We start from the raw sequence: 13,662 nt of genomic DNA, 5'->3' as shown, positions 1-13,662 counted from the left end.
GAGGGCGCGCCGGCCTCTCGCTACGCCTCCTTGCGCGGCAGGTTGCTGGAGGCGACCAGGGTGCGGATGGCGCGCAGGGCGACCGACAGGGTGGCCAGGTCGAAGTGGTCGCTCTCCCAGATCTCCGACAGCGTCTGACGGGCGCGGGCGACGGCCGCCGAGTTGGCCTCGGTCCACCGGGCCAGGCGCTCCTCCGGGCCAGGCCCCGGCTCGCTGTGGGCCAGCACGTCGCGGGTCAGCGAGGCGTGCGCGGCGTACAGGTCGTCGCGCAGCGCCGAGCGGGCGATCGAGTTCCACCGGTTGTCGCGCGGCAGCGCGATGATCCGCTCGCGCAGCCGCGCCAGCTGCAGCCGGTCGGCCAGGTCGAAGTAGACCTCCGCCACCTCGTTGACCGGCCGGCCCGTCAGGCTCGCGACCTCCACCAGGTCGAGCGTCGAGTACGCCGGCACCATGCCGGCCACCCGCTCGGCCAGCTCAGCCGGCACCCCGCGGGCCATGAACGAGTCGCGGCGCTCCTCGTAGGCGACGAGGTCGGGGCCGGTGAGCAGCTTGGGCGCGTGACCGAGCAGGCCGTCGACGCCCTTGGTGAAGAAGGCGATCGACCCGGCCAGGTCGAGCGGCGGCCGGCGGTTGACCAGCAGCCAGCGGGTGCCGCGCTCGGCGAGCTTGCGGGCCTCCAGCCGCATCGCGATCTGGGTCGCGGTGTCGACCTCGTTGTCCAGCGCCTCGACGGCCCGGTAGAAGCTCGGCAGGTCGAAGACCTCCCGCGCCACCAGGTACGCCCGCACGATGTCGGGCACCGAGGCACCCGTCTCCTCGGCGAAGCGGAACAGGAACGTGGTGCCCGCCGAGTTGATCACCTCGTTCACCACGCAGGTGGTGATGATCTCGCGGCGCAGCGGGTGGGCGTCCATGTACGTACGGAACTGCTCACGCAGCGCCGACGGGAAGTACGACACCAGCCACGAGGCGAAGTACGGGTCGTCGGGCAGGTCGGAGGCCAGCAGCTCGGCGTCGGCCGTCAGCTTGGTGTAGGCCAGCAGCACCGAGAACTCCGGCGAGGTCAGCCCGAGCCTGGCCTGGCGGCGTTCGGCCAGCACCTTGTCCGAGGGAAGGAACTCCAGCTCGCGGTTGACCAGCCCGTCGCGTTCGAGCTTGCGCAGGTAACGGGCGTGGATGTGGAGCATCTCGACGGCCTGGGCGCGGGCGGCGTCGAGAACCACGTTCTGGGCGTAGTTGTCGCGCAGCACCAGGTCGGCGACCTCGTCGGTCATGGAGGTGAAGACCTGGTTGCGCTGCTTGTCGGTCAGCTCGCCGTCGCGGACGGCCTGGTCGAGCAGAATCTTGATGTTCACCTCGTGGTCGGAGGTGTCGACGCCGGCCGAGTTGTCGATGAAGTCGGTGTTGACCAGCCCGCCGTTCAGCGCGAACTCGATGCGGCCGAGCTGGGTGAACCCGAGGTTGCCGCCCTCGCCGACGACCTTGCAGCGCAGGTCGGCGGCGTTGACCCGCAGGCCGTCGTTGGCCTTGTCGCCCACGTCGGCGTGCGACTCGGAGGTGGCCTTGACGTACGTGCCGATGCCACCGTTCCACAGCAGGTCGACGGGGGCCCGCAGGATGGCGCTGATCAGGTCGTTCGGGGCCATGGACATGATGCCGGCCGGGATGCCGAGCGCCTCGCGCATCTGCGGGGTGATGTGGATCGACTTCGCGGTACGCGGGAACACGCCGCCGCCCGCCGAGATCAGCTTCTGGTCGTAGTCGGCCCACGAGCTGCGCGGCAGCTGGAACATCCGCTCGCGTTCGGCGAACGAGCGGGCGGCGTCGGGGTTGGGGTCGACGAAGATGTGCCGGTGGTCGAACGCGGCCACCAGCCGGATGTGCCGCGACAGCAGCATGCCGTTGCCGAACACGTCGCCCGACATGTCGCCGATGCCGGCCACCGTGAAGTCGGTGGTCTGCACGTCGACGCCCGTCGTGCGGAAGTGGTACCTGACCGACTCCCAGGCGCCGCGGGCGGTGATGCCCATGGCCTTGTGGTCGTAGCCGATCGAGCCGCCGGAGGCGAAGGCGTCCCCGAGCCAGAACCCGTACTCCTCCGCCACGCTGTTGGCGATGTCGGAGAAGGTGGCGGTGCCCTTGTCGGCGGCGACCACGAGGTAGGTGTCGTCGCCGTCGTGGCGGACGACGTCGGGCGGGGGCACGACCTGCCCGTCCACGAGGTTGTCGGTGAGGTCGAGCAGGCCGGAGATGAACGTCCGGTAGCAGGCCACACCCTCGGCGAGGACGTCCTCGCGGGAGCCGGAGGCGGGCGGCTGCTTGACGACGAATCCGCCCTTGGAGCCGGTGGGCACGATGACGGTGTTCTTCACCATCTGGGCCTTCACCAGGCCGAGGATCTCCGTGCGGAAGTCCTCCATCCGGTCGGACCAGCGCAGACCGCCGCGCGCGACCTTCCCGAAGCGCAGGTGGACGCCCTCGACCCGCGGCGAGTACACGAAGATCTCGTACTTCGGCCGCGGCAGGGGCAGCACGCTGATGGCCTCGGGGTCGAACTTCAGGGAGATGTACGACTTGGGCTTGCCGTCGACGGTCTGGAAGTAGTTGGTGCGCAGCGTCGCGTGGATCATCTCCAGGTACGCCCGCAGGATGCGGTCCTCGTCGAGCGAGGCCACCTCGTCGAGCGCCCCGAGGATCTCCTCGTTGACCGCCTCGACCAGGTCGAGCCGCAGCTCGTCGCCGCGGTGGGGGTCGAGCTTGGCCTCGAACAGCCGCACGAGCAGCCGGGCCAGCCGGACGTTGCCCTGGAGCACCCGTTCCATGTACGGCTGGGAGAACGTGCTGCCGGTCTGGCGCAGGTACTTGGCGTACACCCGGAGGATCTCGACCTGCTCCCAGGTCAGCCCGGCGGCCAGGACGAGCGCGTTGAAGTCGTCGGCCTCCACGCGTCCGGTCCACAGGGCGGTGAGGCCGTCCTGGAACAGCTGCTTGAACTCGCCGTGACCGACCTCGTCGTTGGGGGTGTAGCGCAGCCCGAAGTCGTAGATCCAGGCGTTCTTGGTGCTCGGGTCGTTGTCGCGGTCGACCTCGTACGGGCGCTCGTCGACGACCTCGACGCCGAGGCGCTGGATCAGCGGCAGCGCCTCCGACAGCGAGATGGGCGAGCCGACCTTGTAGATCTTGAGCCGGCGCTCCCCCTCGGCGGCGTCGTACGGCTCGTACAGGTTGAGCCCGACCGCGCTCTCGTCGCCCCCGGCCACGAGCTGCTCCAGCCGCTGGAGGTCGGCCACGGCCACCTTGGGCGCGAAGTCGGCCTTGTAACCCTCGGGGAAGGCGCTGGCGTACCGCTTGATGAGGGCGGGGGCCTCGTCGGCGGTCAGCTCGGTGAGGGCCGCGGTGAGGTCGTCCTCCCAGGAGCGGGCGATGCCGGCGAGGCGCGCCTCCAGCTCCTCCAGGTCGACCGACGGCGGCGGGAGCTGCTTGCCGCGCTCGCCGCGCACGACCACGTGCAGGCGGGCCAGCGTCGACTCGCCGATCATGGCGCTGTAGTCGAGCGTCTTGCCGCCGAGTGCCTGGAGGAGGAGGTCCTCCATCTGCTTGCGGATCTTCGTGGTGTAGCGGTCGCGCGGCAGGTAGATCAGGCAGGAGATGTAGCGGCCGTAGTCGTCGCGGCGCAGGAAGAGCTTGACCTGCTTGCGCTCGCGCAGCCGCAGCACGCCCAGCGCGATCGGCAGCAGCTGCTGGACGGAGGTCTGGAACAGCTCGTCGCGAGGGAACGTCTCGAGGATCTCGATGAGGTCCTTGCCGTCGTGACTGTCGGCCTCCAGCCCGGCCTCCTGCAGCACGCCGGCGAGCTTGCGGCGCAGCACGGGGATGCGGGAGATCGACTCGTTGTAGGCGACGTGCGTGAACAGGCCGAGAAAACGGCGCTCGCCGATCACCTCGCCCTCGGGCGAGAACAGCTTGACCCCGATGTAGTCGAGGTAGGTCGGGCGGTGCACCGTGGAGCGTGAGCTCGCCTTGGTGATGATCATGAGGTGCTTCTCGCGCGCCTTGGCGCGCAGGTCGGCGGGCAGCGCCGCGAAGCTCTCAGAAACGAACTTGTCGTCGCGCAGAATGCCGAGCGCCGCCCCGGGCACCGAGCGCAGCGCCTCACCGTGATCGGTGTCCTCCAGGCGGTACTCGCGGTAGCCGAGGAAGGTGAAGTGCCCGTCGGCGAGCCAGCGCAGCAGGTCGATGCTGTCCTCGACCTCCGCGGGTTCGAGCGGCGGCGGGTTCATGCCGAGGTCTTCCGCGGTCTGTACGGCGAGCGCCCGCATCTTCATGAAGTCCTCGACCGCGGCGCGCACGTCGATGAGCACCCGCTGCAGATCGGCCTCGACGGCCTTCAGCACGGCCGGGTCGGGCTGCCGGTCGATCTCGAGATGGATCCACGACTCGACGAGCACCTGGCCGGTGACGTCCTCCTGGCCGCGGCCGAGCATCCGGCCGGTCATGTCGCGGCGCACCCTCATCTGCGGGTGAACCACGAGGTGGACGCCGATGCCGCGCTGCTCCAGCACCATGGTCACCGAGTCGACGAGGAACGGCATGTCGTCGGTCACGACCTGCACCACCGAGCGGCCGGGGTTCCAGCCGTGCTCCTCCAGGGTGGGGTTGAAAGCGCGGACGGTGGCCCTGCCCTGCGGGCGGGTCTCGGCCAGCTGCCGCTGGGACATCGCCGGGCCGTACACGTCGACCGGGTCACGGTCGAGCAGGTCCTCGGGTGCGACATGCCGGTAGTAGAGCCGCAGGAAGGACAGCGCCTCGTCGGCGGTGACATGGTCACCGTTCGCGCAGTTCACGGCTGTTCGTTGAAGCAGCTCGTCCTTGACCTCGTCAAGCGGCATTTCGCTCTCACTCCTTTGTGAGGGGTCGCCAAAACGGTTCATAGCCAGGCCCTGAGTTCCCAGAGCAAGGGGAAGTAGTGCAGACGCATACGGTCGCGGAGATACGGGGCACCTGTCGAGCCTCCGGTGCCCGATTTGGTGCCGATCTGGCGTTCGACCATCTGGACATGACGCATCCGCCACAGGGCGGCCGACTCGTCGTGCGTCAGAAGGTCTTCTGCCAGCTGCCACAGGTCGTCGTAGGACCTGCGGTCTCTCGCCACGGTCAGCAGGGAGTCCATGACCTCGTCGTCCGACACGGGCAGACCGCGCCGGGCGAGCGCGGCGAGATAGGCGTCCCACAGCGTGGGCTCGTCGAGCCTGCGGCGCAGCCGCCGCAGCTCGGCCTCGTCCGCGTGCCGGAAGCTGCCGAGATAGCGCTCGTCCTTGAGCCCCGACAGGAACTCCAGCTCGCGGAACTGCACCGACTGGAACCCGCTCGCGGGCGCCAGCTTGCTGCGGAAGGCCAGGAAGTCCTGGGGCGTCATCGTCTCCAGGACCTCGACCTGCTGGATCAGCACCCGTTCGACCGCGTGCACCCGCCGGAACAGGTGCCGCGCCCGCCACAGCTCGCCGGCGAACATCGCGTCGCGGGCGGACTCCAGCTCGTGGAGCAGCAGTTTGAACCACAGCTCGTAGACCTGGTGGATGGTGATGAACAGCAGTTCGTCAGGGGCCTCCGATTCGGGGCGCTGCTGGTCGAGCAGCTGCGCCACGCGGAGGTAGTCGCCGTACGACAGCCGCCCGCCTTCCTCGCCGAACTGCCGATGGGGAGGACGGGAGTCGTCACCGCCGATGCCCACCGAACACCTCCCCCCGACGCCCGGTCACGTTCGACCGGGCACGACACCTTGACGTTCCGATACCACCCGAAAAGGACATAAACGTCAACGTGACATTGACATCGGTGGATCGTCGTCAGACGTCGAGGAGGCGTTCCTGAGCTCGTCGAGCTGGTCGGGCAGCTCGGCGAGCTCGCGTAGCTCGGCCTGGCAGCGCTCGCATGTCTCGAGGTGGCGCTCGAAGGCCTCGTGGTCGTCCTCGTCGAGGACGCCGAGGACGTAGGCGGCCACCTCTTCATGCATCAGCCGGCTACCCCCTTGTCCCGCAGCTGTTCGCGGAGAGCCCGGATCCCGTAGTAGAGCCGGGACTTCACCGTGCCCGGCGGGATCCCCAGAATCTCCGCCGCCTCGCTTATCGTACGGTCTCGGAGGTAGGTCTGCTCAATGACTTCACGGTGTTCTTCGGACAGGGCACGGAGGGCGTCCGCGACGACCATCGCCGACAGAGCGCGCTCCGAACCATCAGGCACCGACATCATGTCCGCTTCGGGCGGCTCGACCTCCTGAGGCCGGGCGCTCTTCCGCCGACGTCCGTCGATCACGATACGGCGGGCCACGGTCAGCAGCCACGCCCATATAAGGCTTGGTTCCCATTGCAGTCTTGCCGAGTTACGCCAGGCCCTGACGATCGTCTCCTGCACCACGTCTTCAGCCCACTGAAGGTCGTTGCCCGTCGATCTGCGTACGTGGCGCAGCAGAGGGCCGCCGAACTCCCGGTAAAGCACCGCGATGCGGTGCTCCGCCTCGGCATCCGCACTCTCGAACCTGCCGTCGAGGTGACCTAGCACGGGGCACATCTTTACACCTTCGTTATCTCGGTGGCGGCCACTCCGATAACTCCAGTCATTTCTAACTATCTCCGGCCATAGCTGAACCTGGCCCGGGAACGCCGCGTACCTCCGATCATGCACAGACTTATGCGCGGCGAGCTGTTCATGCTCGGCGGCTTCGTTGCCGTCGCCGCCGTGACGATCGCGCTGGTCATGCCACCCGCGATCGATCCGGCGGCCGCCCAGTGGACACAGACACCGTCGGGGCCGCTCACCGCGGCCGACCGCGATCTGCTCTTCAAGGTGCGCCAGGCCGGTCTCTGGGAGATGCCCGCGGGCGAGTACGCCAAGACGCGGGCCGAGTCCCAGCGGGTCAAGGAGGTCGGCGCGCTGCTCATGAAAGAGCACATGGAGCTCGACCTGATGGTCCGCCAGTCCGCCAAGAAGCTCGGCGTGGCCCTGCCCGACGAACCCACCCCCGACCAGCAGCGCTGGATGGCCCAGCTGGCCTCGCAGCGCGGCCCTGCCTTCGACAGGGACTTCGTCAACCTGCTGCGGGCCGCGCACGGCAAGGTCTTCACCACCGTCGCCGCCGTACGGTCCGGCACCCGCAATGCCGAGGTCAGGAAGCTCGCCGGCCAAGGCATCACGTACGTGATGCGCCACATGGGCTACCTGGAATCCACCGGGCTGGTCGACCACACCCAGTTGCCCGAACCTCCGACCCCCTCACCCGCTCCACCCGTCGCGATGGCGGTCGACACGAGGAGACACGCATGAGGAGTTCCAGACGCATGGCCGCGGCCGTGTCCGCGCTGGCCGTGACGGCCGGCGGACTGGTGTCCGCGGCCGTCATAGGCGTGGGACCTGCCCACGCCGACATCTGCGACCCCGCCGACGCCGGCCGGGCGCCCCAGGGGCAGCAACGCGACCGCGACGGCCGCCCCGACAGGAACCGGGACGGGCGCGGCTCCGACCGTGACCGCTCGCGGGGCTTCGACGACCGGGGCCAGGACGGCCGCCAGGACAGCAGGCCGGACGGCCGCGACCAGAACGGCCAGGGCGCTGATCAGGGCTTCGACCAGGGTTCCGGGCAGGGTTCCGTGCCGGTTGACGTACGCGGGTTCGACGGGCGGTCCTCGCGGGGCGGCGGGTCGGTCGCGGACCCGCGCCGCTCCCCCGACGCCGCGGCCCCCGACGGCCGAGCACCTGAGCACCAGGCCCCGGAGAGCCAGGCGCCCGACGGGCGGGATTCCGACGGGCAGGGCTCCGACGGGCAGGCGCCCGACCAGCAGAGCCCCGACCGGCAAGTGCCCGACAGGCAGGCACCCGATGGGCAGGCGCCTGTGGAGCCGGATCAGGGGGTGGAGGCTCCCGAGGGCACGCCAGGGCAGGACGATGCGCGTCGGCGCGGAGGCGGGAACCAGACGCCGCGGCCCGACCCGTCCCAGACGCAACCCCCTGACGGCGGCGGGGCGCAGCCGTCGCCCACCCCGACCCCCACCCCGAGCGGCGGCGCCGGGGACGCGTGCGACCTCGGCCCGTTCACGAGCGACTTCGTGGACATCCGCCGCGTCGCCCAGCGCCGGCAGGATCCGCGGATCGGCGGGAACGGCTCGCGCGGCTCGTTCGTCTCGCAGTGCGGCAGGAACGAGCGCGGCCACCACAACCCCGACAACTTCATCGTCGCCCCCGGCGTGAGCAACGGCGCGCACCACCTGCACGACTACGTCGGTAACGTCTCGACGGACGCCTTCTCCACCGACGAGAGCCTTGAGGCCGCGGGCACCACGTGCCGGCTGGGCGACAAGTCCACGTACTTCTGGCCGGTGCTGCGGGACCGCACGTCGGACGCGAACGCCGCCGACCCGGACGGCAACGTCGGGCAGATCCTGCGGCCGCGGAGCGTGCGGCTGGAGTTCAGCGGCAGCCCGGTGTCCAGGGTGGTGGCGATGCCGAGGTTCATCCGGCTGATCACGGGCGATGCCAAGGCCGCGACGAACGGCGGAGCCCAGGCCCGCGCGGCGTGGACCTGCACGGGATTCCAAAACCGTATATCTCCCGATAAATATCCGCTTTGCCCGCGCGGCAGTCAGGTGGTTCGTATTCTGGACTTCCCCAGTTGCTGGGACGGTCAGAACACCGACAGCGCCAACCACCGCACGCACGTGGTCTTCCCCGACCAGGGCGGTGCCTGCCCCCAGGGCACCAGGGCGATCCCCAGACTCCGCATGACCCTCACGTACACCGTGCCCCAAGGCACGTCGTACGCCCTGGACGCCTTCCCCGAGCAGAAGCACAACCCGGTCACCGACCACGGAGACTTCGTCAACGTGATGCCCGACCGGCTGATGCAGTCCGTCGTGTCGTGCATCAACCGGGGGCGCCGTTGCTGACCTGAGCCGAACCGCGCCCAGCCTTCCGAGTCGCACCCTCACCCGATCTTGGAGGGAGACAGATGCTCCATCGACGACGCCCCATGCACGCCCCCACCAGGCTGGACACCAGGAATGTCCGGCTGGGGGTGAGCGCCTCGATCACGGCCGTCCTGCTGTCGGTGTTCGCGCTGACCAGGACGGAACGCGGCGTGGCGCTGCTCGGCCGAGGGGTGGGTTTCCTCGAGTACTACGCGGGCGTGTTCGCCCTGGTGCTGCTGACCGCGACCGTCGCGCTCGGCCTGCTCACCACCGAACGTGTCTTCCTGTCGCCGTCCAACCGGATCAGGGCGCAGCTGGCCCACCGGGCCACCGCGTTCATCGGGCTGGCGTACCTGGTCACGCACATCACGCTGATGATCAGTCTCGGGCACGTGCCGCCGGGGGCGGCGATCGTGCCCGTCGCCGGGGTGTACGTCGGTCTCGGCGCGCTGGCCTTCGACCTCATGGTCGTGGCCGTGGTGACCGGCGTGCTCAGAGGGCGTTTCGCCGTACGGTCCCGGCCGTGGATGTGGCGGATCCTGCATTCCGCCGCGTACGTTGCCTGGCCCGTCGGCATCATGCACGGGCTCACCGCCGGACGGCCGCCGGCGGGCTGGGTGGCCTGGTCGTACGTGGCCTGCATGGCGGCGGTCGGCTCGGCGCTGGTCGTGCGCGTGCTGGCGTCGCTGCGCCGGCCGCCCGTGCCGGCCGAGCAGGTCGCGGGCCCGGCAGTGAGCCCGGCGGTGAGCCCCGCCGCGCCCATGGTGGTGCCGCAGGCCCGGCCCCAGAAGGCTCCCGTCACGGCCGCCGCGGGCGGTCCCGTGAGTCTCGCGGACGCCCGCCGCCGCTTCCGCGAGGCGGGCTGACCTTGAAGGAGGAAGCGTGATCCCGGCACGAGTGCCCCGCGTCCTGCGCATGGGTCCCGCCCGGCTGACCGCCGGGCTCGACCACTGCCGCCGGCTCGACCTGCCCGCCCACCGCACGCTGCACGGCCTCGTGGAGCCGCGCGACCTGGAGGAGCTCATCTCCTACGCCAACGAGGTGGACATGCGCGGGCGGGGCGGCGCCGCCTTCCCGTTCGCGCGCAAGCTCAGGGCGGTCGCCGACGCGACCGGCTCGCGCGGCGACTGCGTCGTGCTGGTCAACTGCGCGGAGGGCGAGCCGGCCAGTTCCAAGGACGCCATGCTGCTGACCCGCAACCCGCACCTCGTGCTGGACGGGGCGGTGCTGGCGGCCGAGGCGCTCGGCGCCCGCGAGGTGGTCGTCGCGACGGCCGGGGGCGAGGTCGCCGAGGCGTCCGTCGCCGCCGCCGTGGCCGAGCGGCGGGCCGCCAACGTCTCGGGCGGGGCCGAGAGCCGGGTGCCGATCCGCGTGGTCGGCATCGAGGAGCGGTTCATCTCCGGCGAGGGCGGCGCGCTCGTACGCGCCGTCAACGGGGAGGAGGGAATCCCGCCGGGCCGCAAGAAGCGCGCCGCCGTGAGCGGGGTGCACGGCCTGCCGACCCTGCTGTCCAACACGGAGACGTACGCGCAGCTCGCGCTGCTCGCCGAGTACGGGCCCGGGACGTACGCGGCGGTCGGCACCAGCAAGGAGCCCGGCACGATCCTGCTCACCGTCAGCGGCGGGGCCGCGCACGGCGCGGTCATCGAGACCCCGACGGGCACCCTGCTGGCCGACGTGCTCGCGCTGTGCGAGGCCGAGGCGGGCGACGGGGTGCTGGTCGGCGGCTACCACGGCGCGTGGCTGTCGGCGGAGGTGGCCCAGGCCGTCGAGATCTCCCGCGAGGGGATGAAGCTGGCCGGGGCCACCCTCGGCGCGGGCATCATCGTGCCGCTCGGCGAGTCCACGTGCCCGCTGGGCGAGGCCGCCAGGGTGACGTCGTACCTGGCGGCCCAGTCGGCGGGCCAGTGCGGCCCCTGCCGGCTCGGCCTGCCGGACGTGGCCAGGGCCATGTGCGCGCTGGTCGAGGGCACCGGCTCGGTGGACGCGGTGCGCCGGTCGGTGCGCGTGGTCGAGCGGCGCGGGGCGTGCTTCCACCCCGACGGGACGGCGAAGTTCGTGCTGTCGGCGCTGGACGCGTTCGAGAGCGAGATCGCGCTGCACCTGGAGCACGGCTCCTGCGGGCGGCCCGTGCGCGGGGTGCTGCCGATGCCCGAGCCGGAGGCCGAGCCGGAGTACCGGCTGGAGGTCGACTGGTCCCGCTGCCAGGGGCACGGGTTGTGCGCGCACCTGCTGCCGGAGTTCGTCGACCTGGACGACTACGGGTTCCCGTCGTTCCGTACGATCCCTGGCTGGATGGCCAGGGAGGCGCGGCGCGCGGTGGACATGTGCCCGGCGCTGGCCCTGCGGCTGGCCCGTACGACCGGCGACGGCCCGCCCCCGGTCGGCTCGCCGCTGCGGCTGGTCAGGGACGGGGTGCTGAAGAAAGCCGGCGAGAGTGTGCCGTTGCTCACCCGGGTGAACGGCTTCACCGGGATCTCGCGGGCCCGCGGATGACGGTGAAACCGTTCACCCGGCGGATGACGGTGGTCCGCGACCCCGGCGGCTCATGCGCTGCTTTATCGGCGTACGTCATGAATCGCCGGGAATTCCTACGTGTCCAGATTTTTCGAGAAATGCGGGCGGGTTATTCTCATCGGCGCCGGTGGATTTTCCCGCGCACGTACACCGGATCGCCGATGTTCACGATTTCGTACAGACGCTTCGACGTCGACAGCGGGAGGCGTACGCACCCGTGGGAGGCCGGGCGGAGCGGCACCTTCGACGAGCCGTGCAGGGCGATGCCGCCGACGAAGTAGAGGGAGTTGAACATCGACCCCAGCGGTCCGGTCGTCCAGCCGGGCGCGCGCCGGGTCACGCGGAAGTCCCCCACCGGGGTGACGGCGTTGCCGCAGTGGCCATTGCGGCAGTAGTTGACCTCCGCGCCCGACGAGATGTGCGCGTACAGCACCGGGCGGCGGTTGCGGTACACCGTCAGCATCTGCCTGGTCAGGTTGACCTCCACCCGGTTCGCGCCGCCGTTCGACACCAGCGGACGCCTGCGCACCGGGCGGTCGAGCGCCGCGAACTCCCTCGGGCCGACGGCTCCCTTGACCGCCATTCCGTGCGTCTTCTGCAGGGCCCAGACGGCGAACTTCGTCTGCTCGTCGTAGCGGCCGTTGATCCGTCCGAAGTAGTAGTGGCGGGCGTGCAGGCGGCGCTGCAGCCTGGTCACCTCGGGGCCACGGTCGCCAGGCCGCAGCACGATCGGCCGCACCTCGGCCACGCCCGTGCCGTCCACCTCGCCGACGGTCTCACCGCCGGCCGCGACCGCCTCCTCGGCCGGTACGGCGCCCCGCCTGCCGTCGACGGCGGCGCCGGGCCGCACGTCAAGGTCGGCGGCACGCCGGACGTCGGCGTCCACACCACGCCGTACGTGCTCGGCGGCACGCCGGAGATCGGCTTCGGTGACGCGCTGCACGGTGACGCCGCCGCGCCGGACGTCGGCGTTCCTGGCGGGCCCGCGCTCATCGCGCTCATCGCGCTCATCGCGCTCACCGCGCTCACCGCGCTCACCGCGCTCACCGCGCTCACCGCGCTGCCCGTACTCACCGTACTCACCGTGCTGTCCGTGCTGTCCGTGCTGTCCGTGCTGTCCGTGCTCTCCGTGCTCTCCGTGCTCTCCGTGCTCTCCGCGCTGTACGTGCCGTCCGGGAGGGCCGGAGCGCGGCCGGTCGTCGGGATGCGGCGCCGCCGGCGACGCATCCCACAGCGCATGCCCCCCGATCACTGACCCCTTGGCGATCGCCGCGTCGGCATGCGTCCTGGCCTCGCCCGGGACGGCGGTGAAAGGGAGGCCGCAGCCCACACCAATACCGATGACGGCAATTCTGCGAAGGCTTATCGTCATAAATCAACGACTACCCGGATCACCTCTGAATCAGATCTCATACACCGGCTTGTTCAAGCAAAGTCCCGGCTAATGAGCCGATCCCGCTAAATACGGGCATTTCGCTTTTATTGTTACGCACGCCGAAAAATCAGTCGCTGCTGCTCCGGCCTGGCTGACACCATGAGGTGGCATGCGTAACTGGCCGCTCTCCGAGCTCTCCGTCACGACCCCGCGCCTCCAACTCCGCCACCCCTCTCTCGACGACGTCGACGAGCTGGCCGACCGGGCGGCGGAGGGCATCCACGACCCCGGATACATGCCGTTCCTGTTCCCCTGGTCGGACACCACCCCGGAGGAACGCGCGAGGAGCGTGGTGCAGTACCAGTTCCGCGCCTGGGGGAGCTTCTCCGTCGACAGCTGGACCATCGAGCTCGCCGTCGTCCACGAGGGCCGGATCGTGGGCGTGCAGAGCATCAATGCCAAGAACTTCCCGGTCACCCGCGAGGTCGAGACGGGTTCCTGGGTCGCACAGCGCTTCCATGGTCAGGGCATCGGCACCGAGATGCGCCGGGCCGTGCTGCACCTCGCGTTCGCGGGTCTGGGCGCGCACTACGCGGTGACGACGGCGTTCGAGGACAACCATGCCTCGCTGGGCGTGACGAAGAAGCTCGGCTACAAGGAGGACGGCATCGCCCTGCACGCCCGCGGCGACAAGCCGGTGGTCGTCCGCCGCTTCCGCATGGCCAGGGAAGACTGGACGGAGTCGCCGGGCTTCGCGATCCACAACCTCGACCGCTGCCTGCCCCTCTTCGGCCTCTCCTCCTGACACACCAA

General features: G+C 70.3%; 11 protein-coding genes. 6 read left to right on the top strand and 5 right to left on the bottom strand.

Annotated features, from left to right (window positions below):
• Positions 1-20 precede the first annotated feature (20 nt).
• The 4 genes from BLR04_RS13780 to BLR04_RS13765 form a co-directional block, all read right to left on the bottom strand.
• Positions 21-4,889, bottom strand: coding sequence for an NAD-glutamate dehydrogenase (locus tag BLR04_RS13780; RefSeq protein WP_090763714.1), 4,869 nt, complete (start codon positions 4,887-4,889; stop codon positions 21-23).
• Positions 4,890-4,927: 38 nt separating this feature from the next.
• Complete coding sequence (locus tag BLR04_RS13775) at positions 4,928-5,731, bottom strand: tryptophan 2,3-dioxygenase (RefSeq protein WP_218128881.1); 804 nt, start codon at positions 5,729-5,731, stop codon at positions 4,928-4,930.
• An 84-nt stretch (positions 5,732-5,815) separates the two neighbouring features.
• Positions 5,816-6,013, bottom strand: coding sequence for a zf-HC2 domain-containing protein (locus BLR04_RS13770; protein ID WP_090763712.1), 198 nt, complete (start codon positions 6,011-6,013; stop codon positions 5,816-5,818).
• Complete coding sequence (locus BLR04_RS13765; protein ID WP_245740234.1) at positions 6,013-6,567, bottom strand: sigma-70 family RNA polymerase sigma factor; 555 nt, start codon at positions 6,565-6,567, stop codon at positions 6,013-6,015. Before BLR04_RS13765 ends, BLR04_RS13770 begins: the two co-directional genes overlap by 1 nt.
• Before the next feature lie 108 nt (positions 6,568-6,675).
• Between BLR04_RS13765 and BLR04_RS13760 the strand changes: the two genes are divergently transcribed.
• The 4 genes from BLR04_RS13760 (at position 6,676) to BLR04_RS13745 (ending at position 11,453) form a co-directional block, all read left to right on the top strand.
• A complete protein-coding gene (locus BLR04_RS13760) occupies positions 6,676-7,320 on the top strand; it encodes a DUF4142 domain-containing protein (protein ID WP_090763710.1) in 645 nt (214 codons plus the stop codon).
• Complete coding sequence (locus BLR04_RS13755; RefSeq protein WP_245740233.1) at positions 7,317-8,936, top strand: DUF1996 domain-containing protein; 1,620 nt, start codon at positions 7,317-7,319, stop codon at positions 8,934-8,936. The genes BLR04_RS13760 and BLR04_RS13755 overlap by 4 nt, the downstream gene beginning before the upstream one ends.
• Positions 8,937-8,998: 62 nt before the next feature.
• Positions 8,999-9,823, top strand: coding sequence for a ferric reductase-like transmembrane domain-containing protein (locus tag BLR04_RS13750; RefSeq protein WP_143022031.1), 825 nt, complete (start codon positions 8,999-9,001; stop codon positions 9,821-9,823).
• A gap of 16 nt (positions 9,824-9,839) precedes the next feature.
• Complete coding sequence (locus BLR04_RS13745) at positions 9,840-11,453, top strand: NADH-quinone oxidoreductase subunit NuoF family protein (protein ID WP_342672273.1); 1,614 nt, start codon at positions 9,840-9,842, stop codon at positions 11,451-11,453.
• A 136-nt stretch (positions 11,454-11,589) separates the two neighbouring features.
• Here the strand turns inward: BLR04_RS13745 and BLR04_RS41290 are convergent, their stop codons facing one another.
• Positions 11,590-12,171, bottom strand: a complete 582-nt coding sequence (locus tag BLR04_RS41290) for a L,D-transpeptidase family protein (protein WP_218128880.1) — start codon at positions 12,169-12,171, stop codon at positions 11,590-11,592.
• On the opposite strand from BLR04_RS41290, the gene BLR04_RS41285 reads away from it, so the two are divergent.
• Together BLR04_RS41285 and BLR04_RS13735 are read left to right on the top strand one after the other, a co-directional pair.
• Positions 12,145-12,729 carry a hypothetical protein gene (locus BLR04_RS41285; RefSeq protein WP_218128879.1) on the top strand — a complete coding sequence of 195 codons (585 nt, stop codon included), beginning with the start codon at positions 12,145-12,147 and terminating at the stop codon, positions 12,727-12,729. The two genes, BLR04_RS41290 and BLR04_RS41285, sit on opposite strands and share 27 nt — an antisense overlap.
• Before the next feature lie 289 nt (positions 12,730-13,018).
• Entirely contained in the window at positions 13,019-13,654 is a 636-nt protein-coding gene (locus tag BLR04_RS13735) for a GNAT family N-acetyltransferase (protein WP_090763704.1), read from the top strand.
• Positions 13,655-13,662 lie beyond the last annotated feature (8 nt).

Source organism: Nonomuraea maritima, from assembly GCF_900100395.1.
Classification (GTDB): Bacteria; Actinomycetota; Actinomycetes; order Streptosporangiales; family Streptosporangiaceae; genus Nonomuraea; species Nonomuraea maritima.
This window is presented reverse-complemented; position numbering and strand designations above follow the sequence as displayed.

Bases quoted from the DNA above. Each gene is read 5' to 3' on its own strand.
- BLR04_RS13780 (WP_090763714.1), bottom strand. From the start codon at position 4,889: ATGCCGCTTGACGAGGTCAAGGACGAGCTGCTTCAACGAACAGCCGTG.
- BLR04_RS13770 (WP_090763712.1), bottom strand. From the start codon at position 6,013: ATGCATGAAGAGGTGGCCGCCTACGTCCTCGGCGTCCTCGACGAGGAC.
- BLR04_RS13765 (WP_245740234.1), bottom strand. From the start codon at position 6,567: ATGTGCCCCGTGCTAGGTCACCTCGACGGCAGGTTCGAGAGTGCGGAT.
- BLR04_RS13760 (WP_090763710.1), top strand. From the start codon at position 6,676: ATGCACAGACTTATGCGCGGCGAGCTGTTCATGCTCGGCGGCTTCGTT.
- BLR04_RS13755 (WP_245740233.1), top strand. From the start codon at position 7,317: ATGAGGAGTTCCAGACGCATGGCCGCGGCCGTGTCCGCGCTGGCCGTG.
- BLR04_RS13750 (WP_143022031.1), top strand. From the start codon at position 8,999: ATGCTCCATCGACGACGCCCCATGCACGCCCCCACCAGGCTGGACACC.
- BLR04_RS13735 (WP_090763704.1), top strand. From the start codon at position 13,019: ATGCGTAACTGGCCGCTCTCCGAGCTCTCCGTCACGACCCCGCGCCTC.